The sequence below is a fragment of the Mesorhizobium vachelliae genome (assembly GCF_033977325.1).
Lineage (GTDB): Bacteria > Pseudomonadota > Alphaproteobacteria > Rhizobiales > Rhizobiaceae > Mesorhizobium > Mesorhizobium vachelliae.
The window spans coordinates 1-21314 of record NZ_JAVIIR010000032.1 but is presented as its reverse complement, the minus strand read 5'-3'; the positions used below and the strand labels follow the sequence as shown (position 1 = coordinate 21314).

At 61.5% G+C, this 21314-nt stretch carries 15 protein-coding genes; 5 read left to right on the top strand and 10 right to left on the bottom strand.

The window, feature by feature from the left end:
• Nucleotides 1–99: 99 nt before the first annotated feature.
• A complete protein-coding gene (locus RFM41_RS32880) occupies nucleotides 100–3420 on the top strand; it encodes a molybdopterin-dependent oxidoreductase (RefSeq protein ID WP_320253350.1) in 3321 nt (1106 codons plus the stop codon).
• Nucleotides 3421–3500: 80 nt separating this feature from the next.
• Here the strand turns inward: RFM41_RS32880 and RFM41_RS34295 are convergent, their stop codons facing one another.
• The 9 genes from RFM41_RS34295 to RFM41_RS32840 form a co-directional block, all read right to left on the bottom strand.
• Entirely contained in the window at nucleotides 3501–3794 is a 294-nt protein-coding gene (locus tag RFM41_RS34295; RefSeq protein ID WP_430708744.1) for an ROK family protein, read from the bottom strand.
• Nucleotides 3795–3992: 198 nt separating this feature from the next.
• On the bottom strand, nucleotides 3993–4142 hold the full coding sequence (locus RFM41_RS32875; protein ID WP_320319342.1) for an antitoxin MazE-like protein: 150 nt from the start codon (nucleotides 4140–4142) through the stop codon (nucleotides 3993–3995).
• A gap of 391 nt (nucleotides 4143–4533) precedes the next feature.
• Nucleotides 4534–4749, bottom strand: coding sequence for a hypothetical protein (locus tag RFM41_RS32870; protein ID WP_320253351.1), 216 nt, complete (start codon nucleotides 4747–4749; stop codon nucleotides 4534–4536).
• A gap of 476 nt (nucleotides 4750–5225) precedes the next feature.
• Nucleotides 5226–6188, bottom strand: coding sequence for a DNA-processing protein DprA (locus tag RFM41_RS32865; RefSeq protein ID WP_320253352.1), 963 nt, complete (start codon nucleotides 6186–6188; stop codon nucleotides 5226–5228).
• A gap of 90 nt (nucleotides 6189–6278) precedes the next feature.
• A complete protein-coding gene (locus RFM41_RS32860; RefSeq protein WP_320253353.1) occupies nucleotides 6279–7376 on the bottom strand; it encodes an IS630 family transposase in 1098 nt (365 codons plus the stop codon).
• Between the two features lie 348 nt (nucleotides 7377–7724).
• On the bottom strand, nucleotides 7725–9011 hold the full coding sequence (locus RFM41_RS32855) for a TIGR02679 family protein (protein WP_320215330.1): 1287 nt from the start codon (nucleotides 9009–9011) through the stop codon (nucleotides 7725–7727).
• Entirely contained in the window at nucleotides 9008–13186 is a 4179-nt protein-coding gene (locus tag RFM41_RS32850) for a TIGR02680 family protein (RefSeq protein ID WP_320253354.1), read from the bottom strand. Before RFM41_RS32850 ends, RFM41_RS32855 begins: the two co-directional genes overlap by 4 nt.
• Nucleotides 13183–14475 (bottom strand): TIGR02678 family protein, encoded by a 1293-nt coding sequence (locus RFM41_RS32845; RefSeq protein WP_320253355.1) that lies wholly within the window; start codon nucleotides 14473–14475, stop codon nucleotides 13183–13185. Before RFM41_RS32845 ends, RFM41_RS32850 begins: the two co-directional genes overlap by 4 nt.
• Complete coding sequence (locus tag RFM41_RS32840) at nucleotides 14472–16331, bottom strand: TIGR02677 family protein (RefSeq protein ID WP_320253356.1); 1860 nt, start codon at nucleotides 16329–16331, stop codon at nucleotides 14472–14474. The genes RFM41_RS32845 and RFM41_RS32840 overlap by 4 nt, the downstream gene beginning before the upstream one ends.
• A gap of 2131 nt (nucleotides 16332–18462) precedes the next feature.
• Here RFM41_RS32840 and RFM41_RS32835 point away from each other — a divergent pair.
• From RFM41_RS32835 to RFM41_RS32825, 3 genes are all read left to right on the top strand, one after another.
• A complete protein-coding gene (locus RFM41_RS32835) occupies nucleotides 18463–18609 on the top strand; it encodes a transcriptional regulator domain-containing protein (RefSeq protein WP_320253357.1) in 147 nt (48 codons plus the stop codon).
• 233 nt (nucleotides 18610–18842) lie between these two features.
• Nucleotides 18843–18989, top strand: coding sequence for a hypothetical protein (locus RFM41_RS32830; RefSeq protein ID WP_320253358.1), 147 nt, complete (start codon nucleotides 18843–18845; stop codon nucleotides 18987–18989).
• A 39-nt stretch (nucleotides 18990–19028) separates the two neighbouring features.
• Complete coding sequence (locus RFM41_RS32825; RefSeq protein WP_320215323.1) at nucleotides 19029–19235, top strand: DNA -binding domain-containing protein; 207 nt, start codon at nucleotides 19029–19031, stop codon at nucleotides 19233–19235.
• Between the two features lie 63 nt (nucleotides 19236–19298).
• Here RFM41_RS32825 and RFM41_RS32820 read toward each other — a convergent pair whose 3' ends face one another.
• Nucleotides 19299–19568: a DNA -binding domain-containing protein gene (locus RFM41_RS32820; RefSeq protein ID WP_320215322.1), complete on the bottom strand. Its 270-nt coding sequence runs from the start codon at nucleotides 19566–19568 to the stop codon at nucleotides 19299–19301.
• A 103-nt stretch (nucleotides 19569–19671) separates the two neighbouring features.
• On the opposite strand from RFM41_RS32820, the gene RFM41_RS32815 reads away from it, so the two are divergent.
• Nucleotides 19672–19905 carry a helix-turn-helix domain-containing protein gene (locus RFM41_RS32815; protein WP_320253359.1) on the top strand — a complete coding sequence of 78 codons (234 nt, stop codon included), beginning with the start codon at nucleotides 19672–19674 and terminating at the stop codon, nucleotides 19903–19905.
• Nucleotides 19906–21314 lie beyond the last annotated feature (1409 nt).

Below are 21314 nucleotides of genomic sequence, written 5' to 3'. Positions count from 1 at the left end.
AAAAGATCGGACTGTCGGTCGCTACGCGATAGTCGTGAAGCCGCGTTTCGCCCTGCTCTCTTGTTGCCAGCGACGATCGCACTTCGGAGACCCGCTACCATGATGGAAGAAAAAGTCGGCTTTTGTACGCTGTATAAGTCACGGTGTGGCACCATCAATATCGTCGAAGACGGCTGGCTCAAAAAGGTGGTGCCAAATCCCGATCATCCGACCGGAAAGGCGATGTGCCTCAAGGGCCGATCGGCACCGGAAGTTGTCCACAATTCAAGGCGTCTTACGGCGCCGCTCCGGCGCACGACGCCGAAGAGCAACCCAGATCCGCGGTGGATGGAGATTTCTTGGGACGAAGCACTTGATGAGATCGCTGATCGGTTGAAGGGCCATGTTGCCAAAGGCGGTCCGGAGTCGGTTGCTTTCGCGGTAACCTCAGGATCGTCATCCCCGTTGTCGGACAGCACCGACTGGATCCTGCGATTGATCCGCAGGTTCGGCAGTCCAAATCTGTGCTACGCGGCGGAGATTTGCACCTGGCACAAAGATTACGCTCATGCCTTCACTTTTGGATCAGGAATCCCCGCCGCCGACTATTCCAATTCCGAGCTTATTCTGCTGTGGGGACACAATCCTTCAAATGTCTGGCTCGCCCAGGCGGAAGCTATCGCGGCCGCGCAGGCGCGGGGCGCGAAGCTCGCCGTCATCGACCCTCGTCGCACACCCTTTGCCGGCCGAGCCGATCATTGGTTGCGGGTTCGGCCTGGGACCGACGCTGCTTTGGCCATGGGGCTCGCCAGAGAGCTTATTGAACGCGCGGCGTTCGATGGGGATTTCGTACGCGATTGGACGAATGCTCCATTTCTTGTCAGGTCGGACAACGGCAAATTTCTGCGCCCGCGCGATCTCTTGCACGACGACATGGCGCAACGTGAGCGAGACTACCTGGTGTGGGATGAGGAAACCGAGGGATTGCTGCCAGCGGCGCTCAAATCGAAGTCGGTCGCACTATCTGCGTCCCATGTCGTCGCGACGAAGACCGGAAATGTTTTGTGCCGCACAGCCTTTGACCTCTACCGCGATGCGGTGGCGCCATTCGATCCGGACACGGTGGAACGACTAACTGGCGTTGCACCGACCAGGTTCGCGGCATTCGCGCAGGCGCTCGGCTCTGCGAAGAAAATCAGTTACCACACCTGGACCGGCACCGGACAGCATCGAAACGCCACCCAAACCGAGCGGGCGATTGCAACGCTTTACGCGCTTACAGGATCCTTCGATGTAGAGGGGGGGAATGTCCAGATAACTCCACTGCCGACGCCGGTCCTGCACAGCATGGCTTTGATGCCGGAACAACAGCGCGCCAAGGCGCTGGGATTGGCCAATCGGCCGCTAGGACCGCCGCTTAATGGCTGGATCACTTCCACGGACCTCTATGATGCCATTATCGATCACCGACCTTATGGAGTAGAAGCGCTCGTAACATTCGGAACCAATCTTCTTGTCTCGCATCCCGCGCCGGGACGCGGCAAGCAAGCGCTGGAAGACCTGGACTTCTATGCACATTGCGACTTGTTCCACAATCCAACCTCGGATTATGCCGATATCCTGCTTCCCGTCTCAACGCCCTGGGAATACGAGGCGCTTCGAATTGGCTTCGAAATATCCTTCGAAGCACAGGAACTCGTTCAACTGCGGCAACAAATGGTCCCCCGTCAAGGAGACACCCGATCAGACGTCTGGATCGTTTTCGAGTTGGCGAAACGGCTCGGATTGGGCGAGCTCTTCTTTGATGGAGACATCGAAGCTGCCTGGAAATATCAGCTCGCCCCGCTCAATTTGGACCTCGAGACGCTGCGCGCGAACCCGCAAGGGGTGAGGGTCCCGATCGCGCGACACTACCAAAAGTACCGCGAGGAAGGGTTCCCCACCGAGACGGGCCGGGCCGAACTCTATTCGGAGAAATTGTTGCGTCACGCCTATCGTGCGGTTCCCGAATTCGTGCCCTCTCCTGGCAGCGGTGATCAGTCTTTTCCCCTGGTGCTGATGGCTGCCAGCAGCGGCTACTTCCGCCACAGCCAGGACCGCGGCATGTCGTCCCTGAGACGGAAACGGCCGGAGCCGCTGGCGGAAATGCATCCCGATCTGGCCGCAACCTACGGCATAGGTCAGGGAGACTTGGTGCGCGTTTCGACGCGCATTGGATCGATCATTCTGAAGGCGTCTCTGGATGACGGCCTTGCCCCAGATGTGGTGGTCGGCGACTATGGCTGGTGGCAGTCGGCGCCGGATCTCGGTTTGCCGGGATATGGTTTAGAAGCAGACGGTGAAGGGGCAAATTGCAACGCCCTGGTGCCGGAGCGTGATCGGGACCCAATCAGTGGCTCGCTGCCAATGCGCTCGCTTGCCTGCAGCATTCAGCTTGGTCGGAGTTCCTCCGATCGGGCGGTGCGCGATTTCCAGGTTGTTGGCCGGCGAGCCGAAGCAAACGAGATCGTTTCCCTCGAGTTCAAACCTGTCGACGGACTGCCCCTGTCCGGGTTCAAACCTGGCCAGCACGTGGCAATCAGGTTCGATGGCAACGAGCGCTGCTATTCCTTGATCGGAGGCAGCAGCGAGAGTCCGCATTCTTACTCTATCGCGGTCAGGCGAATCTTGGACGGCCGAGTTTCTGACTACGTTACATCCGTCGTCAAAGAGGGTGACGTGATCTCTCTGAGGCCTCCGGCTGGTCGCTTTATCTTGCCGCTCGTCAACGAATTCCCCGTGGTTTTGATCGCGGCAGGCATAGGCATAACGCCTTTTCTGTCATTCCTGGAAAGCCTGACCGGTGCCCCTGGCGAGCCCGAAGTTACCCTCTACTATACCTGCCGCGATGCCCGGTTTCGGCCCTTCCACGCACGTCTTTGCCATCATGCGCGCCGCCTGAGCAATCTCCATGTCGTGAATTATCTAAGCCGGCCCGCGGAGCCTGTTGGAGATTCTCGAAGAGGTAGGTTCACCGTCGACGAGATACCTGAAAGCTTGCTCCTGCGCCGGCCGCGGTTTTATCTGTGCGCGGGCAATGAGATGATGGATGAGGTCACCAGGGACCTGTTAGCGCGCAAGGTGCCCAAGTTCGAGATATTTTGCGAAAGGTTCCGCGCGCCGAACAGGCCCCTGACCAGTGAGTTCGTTGCGTGCGACATCCGCTTTTCCCAATCTGGCCGAACATTGCGATGGCAACCGGACTCAGGTGTGCTTTTGGACTTTGCTGCAAGGAATGGCGAGAAACTGCCTAGTGGCTGCCGCGTCGGGCAGTGTGAAAGCTGTGCAGTCAGAATCTTGCAGGGCCGTGTCCGGCACCTGATCGAGGAACCGGAATTGGAGGAGGGAATGTGTCTGGCTTGCCAGGCCGTCCCACTATCCGACCTCGTTCTTGAGGCCTGATGCCCCGCAGTGCCGGGCGCCGTTCCTCGCTGCCTGGGTTCGAACTGCGGGCGTCTTGCGGTCCTTTTTCCGCGCCGTTCCTATTGTGCCTCCGGTAGGTTGCTCCTGGCGCCCCGAAATGCGTTTTGATTTCCAATCTGATGGAGTGCTACGCCCACCACCCCGAGCGCTGAGGCATCGCCACCAAAGCTGGCCATCAACAACTCTGTCGTAGGACCCATTTCCGATTCGTCGAGGCGAATTAACGTGTGGCGTGAGATCGCTTCACGAAGCGCTTGCCTAAAGAGTTCGCCCGCTGGAGGGAAGTCGCCGGCCACCACTATGACCTCTGGGTTAAGAATATTACGTGCACCCGCGATCGCTTGACCGAGAATGCCGGCAAGGCGAGGGTGGTGTCGTCTAAGACGCCGGATTGCATCGAGTCGGTTGCATCAAAGCCATCGTCCTGCATGATATCGGCCGGGAGCAGCTTGCCCGCATGATCCTTAGGGCCGAAACCGTCCTGATCTTGCTGCGCCTCTTTCGTCCCAACCGACGCTGCGTCGATGAAGTCCTGATTCCCGTGAGCGTGATCAATTGCGGCAACTGCCTCCGACTGGCGATGTGACCTGTGCGCGAAAAGAGGAAGAACGAACGTCCGGCACCCAAATCTGGATCAGACGCGACCCTTGCGCGCGCAGCCGCTTGACGCAGACCGTCTTCAGCTTTGGTGCTGTTGTCATATCAGCCTCCGTCACGTGACTCTGTTAGCGCGACCGCCGCCCAATCGGACTCTATCGGCTTGGAGCCTCGGCAGGGCGGCGGCTAGACCGGCACCATCAGTGCTGCCGCGTGTTGGCATGGCATTTTTAGCCTGCCATCGTTGGTGAGGAAGGCCGCGCCATCATGCCAGCGTGTCGTAACAGGCAGAAGCCTGGCCGAGGGCTCGGAAATAAGCGCACTTGATAGCGAAGCTTCGTACAGGCGGTAGGTCGATCGCGATTCCCACATCTGGCGCGGCCTATTTCTCCGCCGTGGACTCCCGACGGGCGGGGATGACCATCGGTAGAGAGCCACACTAGCAGGTGCAGGCAATAAGCCCGCTGACAAGTCAGGTTCCCATAGCGCCTTTGGCTACTCGTCATCGATTTCGCCAAACAGCCTTTTAAGCTGTTTGGCGAACTGCTCTGCGTCGAACGGCGGGATTGCTCGTCGAGCGATGAAGATGCCAAAGATCGGGACACCGCTGAAACGTGCGGCAAGTTTTGTTTGCATCGCGCGGTAATGCGTGCCGGCGGTCAGAACGTCGTCGAAGATTGCGATTGAGGTGACCGGCTTGCTATTCGCCACGGCCTCATCGATCTCATAGAAAGCAAGTAGATCTTCGACTGTGGGGCGGTCGTTCGACTCGTGAGCGGCAGGTGTGAATGATTGTGCCTAACGATCTCCCGCACGTCGGGCGGCGGCACGCTTAGCGAGTTGGCGATCTGCGTCAGGCGGTCGTCATAGTCCGCATGACTTCGCGCCTTTGACGAGGGGACGGGCACGATAGTTCCAGTTGCCAACCAGGCCGGGTTAATCGCCTGGCGTAGGGCGATCGCGCATTTCTGGATGGCGATACCTTTGTATTTCCAGCCGCCCTTCGTGAGGCGCTCGGACGGCTTCTTCTTCAGATTTTGGATCAGTTGGTTGGTGTCGCTAAAGCGGAAGCCAAGGCCGTTGGTGTGCTCGAAGGCTGTAAACTCATATAGAAAAAGGCAGTTGTCTTCGGCCGTCAGTCTCGAATGATCGACGCGATTGCTATCATCATTTGGCGAAAGAGGACCTTAGTCAAGATGGCTCCAGATGTCCTCCATTGAACGCACCCGGATCGCACCCTGCGCTTCGTAGGCGTGCGGCCACCTCAGGTCCTTCCGGAAGCAGGAGTCAAGAATGAATAGCTTGCGTTTTTGATACAAGGCCGCGCGTGCCTGCGTAAGCGTACCTGATGTGTCGCTCGCCTCGACAATAATCGTCGCCTCGGTCAGCGCGCTCATGGTTACGTTGCGCTCCGGGAAGAAAAGCCGATTCTGTGGGACGGCTTGAGCCGCATATCGCAGGAATGGGATTTGCGAAATCAACAAGAATTCCTTTGCGATACGATCCTGCATATCGCCGTTCTCTTTCGGATAGTAGGTGCCGAGCGGCGTTCCGATCACGGCAATAGTGCGCCCTCCGTTGGCGATGGCGGCCTCGTGAGCGACACGGTCGATACCAGCAGCCAGGCCAGAGACAATAGTGAAATCGTCCTTCCCATCCGGGCGCTTGCGAGCCGTCAGGTCACGCGCCAATTGCTTGGCGCGCTGTTTTCCTTCATCGGTGGCGTCTCGAGCACCGACAATGGCAATGCAGCGCGTTTCCGTCAGCTCCCATACTCCTTGAAAATAAAGCAGTTCGATGGGATATTTGGCGTCACGCAGCTTTTGCGGATAGTCGCCAGCGTGATGGATACGCACGCCAAAAGGAGCCACACCTTTCTTCACCGTCTCGGCAAACACCAGGCGAGCGCAATCGTTCGCCTCGGCCACGCTGACAAAGTCAGAAGGCAGCGCCGACGGATCACCAGCGAACTTGTCCGCTATCGTCTTAAAGGTTGCACCCTTTCGAAGCCAGAGGGCCTCGTAAGCACCTAGTTCGAGACGCGGCGAAATTGGCGAGACCGCCGGGCCGAAATTTTCTTTGCGCGCTAGATGCATTGTCGCCTCTCTCTCCTGCTCATAAAGCCTCGGCCAAATCGCAATCAGGTTCAAGAGTGTAACGTGTGATCCTCAGGTGGCCCCTTTTGCGGCGCCATCAACTCTGGCAGTTGTTCACGCTTTGTTCGAAAGCTAAGGTCACAGCTAGTCACCTGAATCTGAAGTTCGGTTCATTGTCTTCTGGCAGAAACGCTTGACCGATGCGAGGATCTGGTCGGCGGATTTGACCCACTTGTATGGGGTTGGGTTTTCGTTGTGGGTTTCGATGAATGCGTCGATGTCGGCCTCCAGTTCTGCGGTGGAACGGTGTACGGCGCGCTGCAACTGCTTTCGCGTCAGTTCGGCGAACCACCGCTCGACCTGATTGATCCAGGATGCCGACGTTGGCGTGAAGTGAACATGCCAGTGTGGGCGGCGCGCGAGCCAGGCCTTGATCCTCGGCGTCTTGTGGGTCGCATAGTTGTCCATCACCAGATGCACGTCCGGCCCATCGGGCATTTCGGCGTCGATCCGCTTCAGGAAATCGAGGAATTCGGTGGCCCGGTGACGCTTGTAGCACTGACCGATCACCGCCCCGGTGGCAACATCTAGCGCGGCAAACAGCGATGTCGTGCCGTTGCGGACATAGGTATGGGTGCGCCGTTCGGCGACGCCCGGCGCCATGGGCAGCACAGGCTGCTCGCGATCCAAGGCCTGGATTTGCGACTTCTCATCCACGCAAAGCACGACCGCCCGGTCCGGAGGCGACATGTAAAGACCGACGATGTCCTGCACCTTGTCGACAAAGAGCGGATCAGAGGAAAGCTTGAATGTCTCGGCACGATGCGGCTGCAGGCCAAACGCGGTCCAGATCCGACGGATGGTGGTATGCGAAAGGCCGCTGTCGGCTGCCATCGAACGGATGGACCAGTGCGTGGCATCCTTAGGAGTGGTGTTCAACGTACGCTCGACGACCTGGGCAACCTGGGTATCGGAGACAGTTCGCGGTCGACCCGCACGATATTCATCTGTCAGCCCTTCAATACCATCCTGTACGAACCGGCGGCGCCACTTGCCAACTGTGTGCTCGTGAACACCCAGGCGTTCAGCAACGTCCTTGCTTTGCAAACCCTGCGCGCACAAAAGGATCATCCGGCATCGATCCGACAAGGAGCGTGGCGCTTTATGCCGGCGCACCTGAGATTCGAGAAAACCTCTATCCGCGTCGCTCAGAACGACGACCTCCGCCTGCCTGCCAACCATCGATCAAACTCCTGCTCTTGCGACAGAAGCCGAACAAAATGAAGCTTACTTTGGTTCCAGGTGACTAGCTTGAACGCGCAACGTTTACAACGGCTCTCGTAAAAGAGCAGCCGAATAAAGGCCGATTTCACATCCAATACCTCCTGGCTACAGCGAGCCGGACGAGGACGAGCCCTGGTCAAGAGAGTTTCGCAGCGCCAATCGACGTGCCAAGTGTGGCGCGTTCATCCTCGCAGCCTTCTCCAGGAAAGCATCACCGCCCTTTCGCGCCGCAGCGCCATTCTCGACAGCTGAAGTATGTCGTACTCGCCCGCGCTCGCGGCGAGCATGCGCTGGCTACCCTATCGATCATCGAGATCTTGCAATATCAAGATCCTCCAATAAGGACTCGGCCACGGCCTCTTCCGCGATCGCTACGCGATGGCCTTCCATTGCGGCCGTCAGCGCCCCATCCCAGCACGCCTCGACCGCTTTCCCTCCAAGTGGGTGGGTCATGTTAGATTGCGTCCGCACGGCGGCGAGGTAGTCGATGGCGCCAAAGCGCCACGGCTCGGCGCCGTGGTCGCGCATGACGAAGTTGCCGATGCGCAATCCCGGCCAGTCGAAATCGCCATGATAGCAGAGCCTCGCCCCGGCGTGCGCCAGCTGGGACAGGAGACTTCGTTGCGCGGCCGCTGGCATGCCGTCGGTGCAGACCAGGGGCGCGCAGCCGGCGCCCAGGCTATCGGCCGCGATAGCGAGCAGGTTTGGATTTTCGCAGACATGGATCTTGCGATCCGCCACATTCCATAGAGGCGGCAAGCGCAACAACAACCGCAGCGATGCATAGGCCGGCTCTCCCGGAAGCCAGCGGTCGCTTTCGGCCTCGCGCACCGGCAGGTTAAGGAACAGGGCCGGACGAGCCAGTTCGTTGACCAGAACGCCCGCCCTTGCCCAGATGTCGCGGGCCCGCTGCCCACCCCCGGCCAGTTGCGCATCGGGATCGTCTTTCGGTTCGGTCAGTGTTTCGCTGCCCTCGTCCGCAATGGGCGAGGTGCCCTGACGCCAGACTGCCAGCACAAGCGCCGCCGTCCCCCGGCCATTGTCGAGCGCATGGGCGTCGCCCAACACGTCGGCGGCGAGTTGCGAGCGCGTGATGCCGTCAGCGGGCAGACGCCGCAGTACCTCTTCGGCTCGGCGGCACAGCTGCGCTGCCGCTTCCGGATCCTGTCGGGCGAGCCGCTTGATGAGGCCGATGCCCGTCGGGTTCCGCAGCAAGCTGGCCAGGCGCGAATCGCCGCAGCCTTCGATCACGCTCGTCCAAAGCGTCTGCGTCCGCAGGCGGGTTCCGGCGAGATGAATGATGGGACCGTCGAGTTTTTCCAGAGCATCGCGCAAGGAACTGGCGATACCAGCGTGTTGCAAAGCGGCATCGACGGCGTGAACGTCGATGCGCAAGGATTTCGAGTGGCGCGGCGCGCGCCCGAGCAGGCCGGCCAGCGCCGCGTGTTCCTCGACGCCGAGTTCGTCAATGCGAATGTGATCAATGGTCTCGAGCGGCGCGCGCTCGAAGCGTTGGCGCAATCGCCTGCGCAGCGAAGCGAGGTGATCGCCGCCGAGCAGGCGTTGAAGGGGGACGTCGGGCTGGCCGCTCATGCCGGCGCAAATCGGCGATCGGGATCGGCCTGAAGCGTCTTGTCTCGTCCGTCCCAGGTCCACCGCGAGACGAATACGGCATCGATCCCTTCGCGTCGCTGCAATTGACATATGGCGACGCCGGGCAGCTCGGCATAACATGCCCACTCGCGCTCGCTGGTGATGACAAAGTCGAGGTCGAACTCGCGGATCAGTCCCATGCAGTGCGCACGCGCGGTGTCATCGATGCCGGCAAACGCTTCGTCGAGCAGCATCAGCCGTGGGGCGAGCGCATAGCTGCCCTGACTATAGAAGCTGGCGACCGCGGCGAACAGCGGCACCGTGAGGCCGAGCGCCCGCTCGCCGCTCGACGCGGGGCCGGAAAGCTTGCCCCAACCCCCCTCCTGCCAGCGTTCGACGCGGAAGCGATGCCAGTGGCGATAGTCGAGTGCGCGGGCGAGCTGATCGAGCAGGGTGCCGCCGGCATCTCTTGCGTCGATCGAATCGGCGCGCTCCCGCTCGGCGGAGATGCGTTGCTGCAGCATGGCGCCCACGACGCTGCGGTCGTCCACCGACCAGAGATCGGAGCTGGTGTTGAGCAGGCGCTTGCGCGCCAGGTCCAGGCCAATAGGGGCGCCTTCCTCCTCGGCCAGCGGCTGCCACACTAGGCGGTAGCGCACGCCGGTGGAGGTGGGACGCTTGTGCAGTTCCCGGTTAATGGCGTCGACTTGCCGTTCGGCGGCCTGCAGAAGGCGCTGGATTTCCGACGCGATCTCGGCCTGCAGATGGTTCTCTAAAACGGCCCGCTCATTGGCAGTAAGCAGTTCGCTGCGCTGGGCAATCTCTTCGGCGAGCCGCATGGCGAGGCGGTCCGGCCGTTCGCGCCGATTCTGATAGATGATGTTCACGCTGAAGCCCCAGTCGTTCTGGTCGGCCTGGACCTGGTGGCCGAGCGCGCCAAGTGCGCGCTGCAATTCGGTGAGTTCTTCCGATATCTGGCGCTGTACGCGTGCCCATGCCTCGTCGTCGTCCTTGAGACCGGACAGTCCCTGTTCCGCCCGCCGAGCCAGCGTCAGGGCGGGGTCGATTGTCCACAGGCCATCCATGTCGGGCAGATCGATGTCCGGCAGCGCGGCTGACAATAGACCGGTGTCCGCGAATTGCTGAAGTTTCAATATTGCCTGGGCGCGCGCTTCGCCGCGCTGCAGAAGATTGACGTTTGCCGTCTCGACCTGCTGGCTAGCGACTGCTCGCGCCTCGCCCTTGTCGCGCAGCACCTCGTTGGCTAACTTCGACGCGGTTTCGCCCGATTCGACCGCAATACGGGCATCGGATAACTGCCGCTGCAATTCCTCGACTTTGGCGCCAACCGCGTCCCGCAACACGTCGAACCGGGCGAACGCGTCTTCTGCTTCAATGCGGGCAGCCGCGAGGTCCTCTTCACGCTGCCGCATGTCGCCGCGCGCCTCGTCCTCGCGGATCCGCTGGCGCTGCCATTCCGGCATAGCCAGACGCAGCTCGTGGACGGCTTGCTCGAGCCGGACCTGCGCATCGCGATAGTGCTGCAGCGCTGTCTCGAGAATGCGCAATGCGTCGGGCGATTCCGGTAGGTGCAGGTCCGCGGCGTCAGCCGCGAGCTGTTCACGAACGGCCTCGAGCGCCTTTTCGGCAACGAGGCACTTCATGTCGGCATCAGCGAGCCGTTCGCCGGCAAGCCGGGCTTGGCGGGTCGAGGCGGCGGCCGCCAGGTGAACGCTGCGAAGTGCCTCGTCGGCGGGCGCCCGGCGCAATTCTTCATCGGCCTGTTCACGATCCAGCGCGAGCTGTGCGGCCATGGCTTGCGCGGCGGCCAGTTCGGCTGAAAGCTCCGCGAGGCGCTCCGAAATCTCGGCCAGCCGACGCATCCGGGCTGTGGCGCGGGCGACATGTCCGATAAAGACCGCCACCGGCTTGCCCCAGGCGCCGCATAGGCTGCCGAGGCGAAAACGGCCGTCCGGAGCAATCCAGGCCTCGCTGTCGACGGGATCGTCATCCGCGCAGGCGATGCCGGACAGCACTCGCCCGACGACGTCATCCGGCATATCGCAGCCGGCCGGCACGGTGACATGCAGCCAGTCGGCAAGTGACTGTGAACGGTTTTGCCGCTCAAGCACTTGCACGTCGAGCAGCGGCCTGCCGTCGTCGCCAGCCTGAAGGCGGCCGTCCGGCGATATCCAGGCATCGAGCAGCCCGGCCGCTTCGAGCGCCGCTTCGAGACCCGCGCGCTGTGTAGCCGTCGTCTTATCGCGAAAGTCCACCACCTGCCACAATGGCGCACCCTGACGGTTTTCCCGGACGGATGTACTGCGCGTGTAGGGCAGGGGCGGCGCAATATCTGCACCAGCCTCCAAACGCTCGCCTTCTTCGCTAAGCCTTTCGTTTTCGCTCGCCAGTGCCTGACACTGGTTATCGATCTCCACGCGACGCTGTGTGAGCGCATGGCTGGCATGTTGATGCGCCGATTGCAGGAGGTGCCGGGCAGGATCATCGCCCTGCAACGCTACCGCCCATTCCGCTAGGGCAGCCAGGGCCGAGAACCTGTCGTCGGGGTCGACATGCAATTGCTTCAACCCGATGAAATGGCCATCCCAACTTTCAACCAGGCTCCGGCCTTCTCGTTCGACCTCGGCATCGGCTTGTGTGCGGCGCCCGGCGGCTTCTTCGGCCTCGAGTCGCCGTTCGTCCTGGATTTCACGCCGGCGCGCATAGATCGCCTCGGCCTGTGCGACTTCGGCCTGGCGGCGGCGCAGCACGGCAATCTGCTCGCGCCGGCTGTCAACAAGGCTGCGAAGTCCGGCGCATGCCTTGTCGAAGGCCTGCCGCGTCAGTTCGACCAGTTCGGGCGCTTGGGATACGGCAAGCGGGCTTGCGCCATGCTGGGCGGCAATGCCGGTCGCATCTGCGTGGGCCGCGCTTTGCCGGCGCAGATCAGTCAAAACACTTTCCGCCTGTTCCATGCGCCGGGCCGCGCGTTCCGTTTCCTCGGTGCTGAGCCCTAGTCGCCGGGTCGCCTCCTCGAGCGCCTCGGCTGCCTTGCGCATTGCTTGCTGGCGCGCCGCAGCCTCCTTCTGCGCGCCTTCGAGGCGGTTGGCATCCTGCATCGTGGGGTCGGAGCGTAATGTATCGAGCCGCGCGCGCCCGCGCGCGAGATCGATCTCGGCATCCTGGTGGGCGGTTCGGGCAAGCGCTTCCTGCGCTCGTGCTTCATCGAAACGGGCCTGGGCTTCACCGCGCGCGCGGCTGGCATTGTCGAACTCCGTCTGCGCCTGGCGCAGCAACCGCGCCTGTCGGCGGGTCTGCGTGCCGGCATAGGCGCGATAGCGCTCTTCGAAGCGGCCGACAGCCCTGGCCAGCGCTTGATACTCCTCGAGCTGACGGCGGTCCTCCTCCAACTGGCCCAGCGCCTCGGCGACGTCGCCGAGCAGTTCGGGCGCGAGCGGCGGCAGAGCCTCGGTCAAGGCGTTCGAAAGGGCGGTTTCGTCGGGCTTTCTGGAGAGTTGCGGCTGGCGAAGCTGGATCAGAGTATCCATCAACGCGTCGTAGCGCCTGGTGCCCAGATGGAAAAGGCGCTCGTCGACGGCACGGCGGTAGCTGGCGGCGGTGTCGAACAGCTGGCCGCGACCTTCGAGGGCATCGCGCAGACGTTCCCTGGTCAGCACCACCCGTTGGGCGCTCGTCAGCCACAAATCCTGGCTGATGCGCGGCGCATCGTCCGCGTCCTCGATCAAGAAGAACCAGCTGTCGACCTGCGGACGGGCAGCCGTCGCTGACAGGCCGACGCCGAGCGACAGATAGCGCGGCGCACCGTCTTCGGCGATGCGGCCGAACTCGATCCACGCATAGCCGATGCGCCGGTCGTAGCTGTTCATCAGCAGGTTCCAGGCCATCTTCTTGCCACCGTCCCCGTCGGGCTCGATGCGCGAGGGCTTGAGCTGCGCATCGAGAAGCAGCGGCAGCGTCAGCGACAGCACTTTGGACTTGCCGGTGCCGTTGTTGCCGCGCAGCAGCAGATGGCCGTCGCGGAACCAGAATTCCTCGCTGTCGTAGTGAAACAGCTCCACCAGGCCGAGGCGCAGGGGCTGCCAGCGTTCCCGTGTCGGCACCGGCAAAACGGGCTTCCCCGGCTGCGCGGCGATCAGGACAAGGCGGTCGTTCATGTCAATCCGAAGAGGGGACCGACGGCAACGGCCGGCACGTCGCGGGTTTCGCGGATTTGCGCCTCGCCCAACGCGAAGCGGGCGAGCGCAGGGAGCGGATAGACGGTGCCGTCTTTCAACAATGCGAGCTGTAGCTTTTCCAGTCGTTCGATTGCGATGGCGGCGAGCTCGCGTTCGGCGCCTGGCTCGCGTGCCGACTTGCGCCAGTAGCGACCGTAGCGTGTTCTGGCTTCGCGCAGGAAATCGGCAATATCGTGTTCGCGGAAGCCCCGGACGGGTACCGGCGCTAGCTCGGCGCCATTCGATTTTCGCTGCCGTTGGCCTGCGGCCAGATGCTCGGCGACAAGCAACGTCACATGCGCGTCCGTGCCTTCGGCGGGCATGGCAACGTCGGTCAAAAATCCCGTCTCATCGACCAGCGCCAGCCCCTCGGCGCGCTGCTCGGCAACGAGGCCAGCGGCGTCGCCGAGGCGGGCGGCCATGGTTCCGCGCTGATTGAGGAAATAGGCTCGGACTTCTGGATCCAAGGTCTCGATATAGACTACCGGATCGTCGAGAAGTCGGCGCGCAAGCTGGTGGCGCAGAGCCGTGCGGCGGCCTTCCTCGCTGTCCGCTACATGCCCGTCCACCAGCGCACGCAGCCGTTCCTCGAGCGTAGCCGGGGCCTCTTGCGGTATCCACGTCGACGGGCCGCGCACGGCTGCAAGCATACCGGCGAGCATACGGCGCTGCACGTCATAGAGCGCATCGGCCTGCTCGCCTCGGGCTTGTACGAATGTTTCCTCGTCGCCGGCCACACGATGAAGCACTCCCAGCCCCAGCAGGGTGCGGCATACCCATACGAGTTCGCGCCGCTCATGCTGGGCCTCGAGCGTGAAGGTGAAGTCGAGCCCCGGCTCGGCGGCGAGCTCCAGCAGCCTCTCGCCCAGCAGGCGCAGCGTGATTTGCGGGTCGGCACGCTCAAGCGCAGCGCAGGCAAGGCACAGTAGCACGTAGCGGCGACGATCATAGCCGGGCAGGCCGCGCGTGGCGTCGCTCACGGTTCCGGGATACTTGAAGAGGCGCGCGCCCTCGCGCTCGACCTGCAGCGGCCAGCCCGTCTCGCGCGAAAACCATTCCCGCAAAGCTTCGGCCTGACGGCGCACGGCGGCGAAATCGTCATGTGCCGGGCTCATCAACGGCGTCATCAGCAGCGCGCGCAGGCAGGCACGAAACTCCTCGCGCTGGAAACGCTGCTGCTGCAGACTGATGCTGCGGCCATCCCCACGATTGTCGCGAACCGCTTTCACAAGGCTCCTCGCAGGGGCGTGATGGTGATAATGTGGTCGCGCCCGGCGAACACGCCTCGCGGCGTATCGATGCGGGCATAGCTGTCGGCCGCAAGCGGCTTCAGGTGAATGTGTAGCAAGCCGTCTCCGGTCTGCCGTTCCACGGCCATCTCCGGCCCGGCCTGTTCGCTCAGCGCTTCTCCGAGTAGCCCCAAGAAAAGGCCAAAGGAAGGAGTGTCGAGTTCACCCAACTCGGAAAGGCGCGCCGTTTGGCCGGTGGCGAGGCGCTTGCGTGCCGCCTCGACCTGCAGCGATTCCTCCGCGATCTGGAGCGCCAGGAAAGCGCGATCCTCGGCGCGGTCGCGCACCCGCGGCAACGGTCCGCGCGGCGCGGCCTCCCCGTATTCGCGCAAGCGCGGGTGGATTCTGAGCGGCTTGGCGTCAGCCCAAGAGGTACTGGCCGGAAGTGCAGCGTCCGCATCGGCGTTCAGCGAGAAATGCCGTGCCGAATTGAGCGCGAAGGCGGCGCGCGCGAGACGGTGCGCCTCGCCATCATTAGTGCAAGCGGCGAACCAGCCAGCGAGCATGCGGAAGTCGGCCGAGCGATCGCTGCGGCCGCTGCGCCGCTCATTGAGGGCAGCAATCGCCCCCAGCAGTTGCGGGATTGCCGAGCGCGCTCGCGCTCGCAGCAATTCGGCTTGCGGCAGCTCGTGGCCAGTGCTGAGAAACCAGCCGCGTAGTCCTTTCCAGCGTTCCCGCCAGCCTTGCAGGTAAAGGTCTTGCGCATTGGCCTGATCCTGCGCACTGCCAGGAGCGGCGTCGCGCGATTCGCGCTCTGCCACCTGACCCAACAGGGCGTCCACCCTTGGCTCCAAGGCGAGGATGAGGCGGGCGATGGTGTCGGAGCGGCGCACCAGATCGCCCATGAAGCGCTCCAGGTAATCGATCAGCCGCTTCTTGTAGTTTGCGACCGCGCTCGCCTCAGCTTGCTGCAACTCGATGCTGCGGGCGACGCCGGCCATGAATGCCTGCGCGTTTTCGGCTAGACCCTCGAACACGCGTACCAGATCCCGCAGCGTCTCATGGATCTTGGCCACGTCCGGCTCGGATTCGGCGGCCAGAGCTTCAAGCGCCAGCAGCCGGCTCGCTATGTCTTCGAGCGCCACCGTCTGCAATTCGGCACGTCGCTGCAACGTCTGCACGAAGACCGCCAATGCCGATTCCACCGCCTCACCGCCCTGCGACAGACGGTAGAGAAACCGCGCGCGATAAAAATCGCTGAGACTGGACACGCGCGCGGTGTCCGGGTGCGATTCCAGATTGCCCCATTCCGCCAACTGGGCGAGGGCGGCGTTTATTTCCTCGATGCGTGGCGATCCGTTCGGCCATCGGCCTTCCGCGAGCACCTCGTCTGGTCTCAATTGAAGGCGATATTGCCGTTTCGCTGCGGCGAAGACGTCCATGATGCAGCGGTAAAGCGTAGCTTTGTCTGCATTCAGGTGCCGGAACAGCTCGGCTGAGTCGCTCGCAAATTGCATGGAGATCGCTGCCTCTAAGCTACGATGAGTGTTTTTGCTTTGTCCTGGATGATCGTCAAGCACCACGACGTTTTTTCCACACATGGACAAAGTCCTTGTCTGGGCGGCGCGCCAGCAACTCCGGTCGGCGCACCCAAAAAGTATGTCCCTGAAGTTCAAATTGACGAGGTCGGTGTCTGGCAGGTCGACCTCAGGGTGCGATGCCTGGATCTGAACTGCACCCGTCCCCAAAAAGACGCTGATGAAGCCTGGCGCATGGTAGTCGCCCGTGGCCAGCAATTGCGCAAACGAGTGAGTTGAAGGCGTTGACGGCGATCGACATCGGTCACGGCGATCCATGATGCCAGGCAGTCATAGCCTTCGATCAGGACGTCCTTTTTCGATCGTAAAGGCGATGGGACGGCCGACATACTTGGCCGACATCCCTTTCAGGCGATCCGCGGCCCGTACATGTATCACGTGGAAGTCACGGAGTAGTTCTTGAAGTTGAAGTTTGCTCCCCGGGAGACCCGGTAATCTCGACACCGTATTGAACGCTGCCGACATTCATGTCGCCAAAGTAAGCTTAGACTTGAGCCAATCCAGGACATCCTTGATATCCACCGTCCCGCTGTCGGTCTTCGAAGTGCGCACCAGCGAGATCACTCTTTGGCCATTGGAGCCTTCAAACACGTTCCAATTCGCCCCGCCTACATTGACATTGGGGTAGACCGGAATCGCCGCACCGGATGGGTCATATTGACTTGAGATAGGCTTAACATTGCCGCTACCGTCTGGATTTCCGGTGTGGTTCGTTCAGAGCGTTATCTCGTTTTGATGTGAGCTGTCCCAGATGTCGTAGGCGGTGTCCCAGGCGCCGCCGGAAGGAACATCCTGATTGAAGCTCCCAGTCAGAGTTTTAATCGAACTGAGCGGTTTCCCGACATTGAAAGCCTGGTGGGGATAGCTCTTGATACCTCCAGTATTAGGCTGGTTCGACCACACGCTCCACTGGTTGTCTGCATACACCGAAATTGTCTGAGGCCCAGCGCCCTTTCCCCCCAGATATCATTGTTCCACGCCATGTGAAAAGTCCTCGTATGGCGCGCTCGACCTCCAGATCGGAGCGCTTGCCGAGACAAGTGCGACAGTCGATGACCTGGCTTGGTTCAAAGCTTGCCTAAATAGATCATCATCGTGTCTGTCGACGTACCCCGGCGGGGAGGGCAGCGATCCGGTGCCGTTTATCCGAGTGGAATCCATGAAGCTCTCCTTCTGTTACGGGAACAACGATCTCGTACCGATCCGTCTGGCGAGTACCTGGGTCCTTCACCAGTTGAGACATCCGCAACTGGAGACCAAGTTCGAATGCTAGGGAGCTTAACTTTCGAGAAGCTGACGCGTCTTCTGCCGAGCCCGTCGGCCGGTCAGCATTCGGCTCAGTGGCATGCCATGCTCATCAGAAGAACGGCACGACGCGGTCGTTCAACAGCTTTCCCGCCGCGATCGGCTATGCGTCGGGGCCGGCCAGGAGGCCCGCCGGACGTCCACTTTTTCATCGTCAACCTCTGCTGAGGTGTGTGCACGCAGGACGGAAGGAGGTCGGTGAGGGGGCTGATTTCTGTCCCTCAATATATATGGAAGCAGTTCCTCAGCAGGAGCGTATTGCCCGTGTACGCCGCACCGGAACGCGAGACGCCGTTAAGACAGGTGGAGAGCAGGGCCAGAATTCCCCAGCGACGCATACTGAAACGTGCTCCCGCAAGGCAGGCATGCAATTGCGATCCCAAACAGCTCACGCTTCGAGCAGGCTCTCATCTGCTGTGCAGTTCGCCTGGCGGCGTTCGAAGATCGAATTTGCCACCGCGAAAACACCGCAGCGGTGGCACTATGCCAGTACCTGCCCGCCATTTTTGCACGCGTACAATCGCGGAGTGTTCTCCAGGCCGCACCATTTGTCCTCGTCCTCGTTCAGTCCGTCGATCCCTCCCGATCGCCAAGTCTGTGCATTTCCTCTGGAGAACTGTTTTCTGTTGGTCACTTGTCACGGCGTCAGCGCTTGAACGCTACGCCCGGCTTTCTATCGCGCCGAGCTGCACGAAACTCATTGCTGGTCGTCCAGCCTCGTGAGTGTCATTCTACCAGCCGGTGACCGCGAGGATTGTGACAAGCGGAACAAAAATACCCAACCGAGGCTAAAGACTTTCCGCCAGCCTGCCAGAAAAAGGCATGAAGACCCTTGCCCGAAAAGGACCTGGACCAAGAAACATCGACTCTATCGCGCCAGGCCCCGATGTCGCGTCGGAGCGGGTCCTGCGGTCGCGATTGCGGCAAAGCTTGGAGGGGCATGAGGTGCGTTCCGCTTTCCAGGCTTTGCAGGGAACAGCCTCGATGCCGTCCGCCGCAACGGCGGTCTCGCCGGACCGGTGCTGTGGGCGCCAGTGCGGGCTCGGACAATGCCTGATCTCCGAGCTTCCGGCAGAGACGGATCTTGAGGCTGACCCATGGCACCGTCGGCTGGCCGACCTGGCGCGACGAACGCTCCTGCGACTACACCCTGCACCTGACGCGTCGTAGCTGGGCCTGGGAGTTCCTGCGGCGCAACTCGGCCTTCCAGCATGACCTCGCCCGCGCCTAGCCGCAGGTCAGGCAACTGCAAGCCGGCCCAGCGCTCGACGTCATCGCCTCTGCCGCCGACCTGTCGCGGTGGGCGCTTGTGTTTCGCCAGCTCCCTGTACCAGGATGCGGCGGTGTTCTGATGTCCGCGCCGGTGCCCGCATGTCTTGCCGGTCATTGCCGAACCGCCGCCGGGCACCGCCGGCGATGCCGGCCTTCGATCCGGCCAGGCTGCCATGCCGCGCGAGCGTGTTGATGCTTGCCGACAGCTCTCAGCACCTTTTGCTGCAACATGCCGGCCGGCAGCTGCAGCTTGCCGTTTCGGGGGCGGACCTTGTCGGTCCCGTCCTGCTGCGTACCGACGCGATCTGGCCGGCCGGGCAGGCGAGGCAGCGCCTTTAACCTCTCGGATGCCTCGAAAGTCTGCTTATGCAGGTCGGCTTGCCGCCGAGATTGTTCCCGCCCGAAGAGCGCGGCCGGCGTCTGCGCTTCGTGCTGCGGGCGCTTGACGGCTCGCTTACGCAAGCCTCATACAGCGACATTGCCGCGGCACTGCTCGGCGAGCCGCAGGTGCGCGCCGACTGGGTCGACCCCGGCGATCATCTGCGCGCATCCGCCGCGCCGTTCGCCGCGGTCATGTCTTCATGAACGGCGGCTATGCCGACTTCCTCGGCTAGACATCCGCCCGGAAGGTCTTGAAGCGCGCTCCCGTCAGCCGGCGAACAGTTTCTTGTAGCCGGTGGTCACCATCCAGTTCGCGCGATCCAGGTGGCTGCGCGCGGCATTGCGGGCGCGCATCGGTTCGCGCTGCGGATCGATGCCGAGGATTAGCCGCGCCATCTCCTCGTAGCTGGCCTCGTCGGCGGCGGCATCGAGGAAGCGCATATAGATCGTGAAATGCGCCTTGTCGTAAGCCGTCAGGCTTTCCGACCAAGGCACTTCGTCCGACAGTTTAGGGGTAAGAGGCTTACCAGTTTGCATTGGCCGATGGTCATCCGTTCGTCGAAACAGAATATCCGAAAATGGGATAAATGGAAACCGTGATTACTGGGTCGACCGGTCCTTTCACGACCGGTTTGCCAACATGCCCAAATCTCTTCGGTCACCACGTCACCAGCAGTTCCTGGATCAGCTAGTTACGCTCCGCAAAGCTCAGGGCTTGACCCAGGCGCAGATCGCTGAAAAGCTTGGCCGTCCTCAATCATTTGTCGCCAAGTACGAAGGTGGAGAGCGGCGGCTCGACGTCGTTGAGTTTCTCGACGTGACAGCTGCGCTCGGCGCCGATCCATGCGAGATTTTGTCAAAGCTCCGGTCATAATGGGTGCTTGCGCGCTGAGGAGCCAGTCGGCATTTCTGCGGCAAGTCCCGAGGCTCGAACACTAGATGTTTGGATTCCAGTGTCAGGCTGATCAGCGGGGATCATCGCTCATCTGGCTGATGGTTTCCAGTGTCAGTAGCGGCCCGCTGCACGGCCCATTCCTCGTTTTGCTTGAGAGGCAACGCGCCAACGAGACGGACTATGGCAGACCTCGGGCGCATGGACATGCGCCAATTGGTCCGACGGAACGTGGTGAGATCAGGCAGAAGAAGCGTCGGACGCAGGAGCAGCTCGCTGAGATTCCGGCTTCAGTCAGCAGTATATCAGCGGACTGGACAAGGGACGCCGGAATGCGACCATCGTCACGATCTACGAGCTGGCATTGGCACTTGGCGTCAGCCATACGGATCTGGTTCGGCCCGACAAGTGGAATCGGCCAATTGCTGGACGCTCGCACCCGGCCGGAAGGTACCCAGGGCTGGTCGACGAAGGCCGTTGCCATTCCGCAGCTCATGCGGTCTCGGCGATATTGATTTGCTTCCAAATCCCAGCCGAAATTCGGCAAACACGGACTTCGGTTTGCTGCCGTCTGTCGGTTGGGCGCTACGGCATGGAACGCTCGCCTGAGGCGGCCACGGACTCGATTTTGGTACGTCAGCCAAATTTCGCTGCAAACTGTCATTCGAAAACGCGTCGGCTGGAGCTGAATTTTACAAAATTATACATCCACCAACGCACTGGAGTGGTAGACAGCTCCGATGAGGTAGAAGCGGCGATCTCACTTGCGGACAGGAAACTTTGGTGAGCGGCAACTTGCTCAGGCTACACAGCCTTCAGGTTCGTTAAGCAAGGCAGCCGCGGAAGGTGCCGCGACGATGAGACCCTCAAGCTGCAACCTTCAGCGGTTTCCAATGTTCAGGCTTCAGCGAGCGAATTGGCCAACGCTAATACAATGATCAGAAATAGCAGCACCGAAGGACAGATCCATCCCTCCCGTTATGAGTGACAGACGCTCCACTCCTTGCACCCGCGTAGTCGATGCAGACCGGTCTGCTCGGAGTGCAAAATCCATCAAGATCGTACGCTGTCGCCTTTTGATCCGCACTGACTATCCGTATGCAAAAGCTTGGCTTGGTTGGGCATGACGAGTGCAGTTTTCCCTGCATGTGACGGGATGATCGCCCGTATCAGTGGCGACCATGATCGCCTATTAGCCAGGTCTCGCGGATTCTTCGTCAATGTCGAGTTGCATGATCCCCGTATGCCCGATGCTATCCTTGTGCATGGGCGCTTTGACTTAGCAGGCTGTTGAAGAAGTACTGGCGCGGTTGTTGGGAGCGTGATTCACTGGTGCCCTGATGATTTGGGGACCGTGGATGCGCGGATTGGACGAGCGGACGAGTTCACTG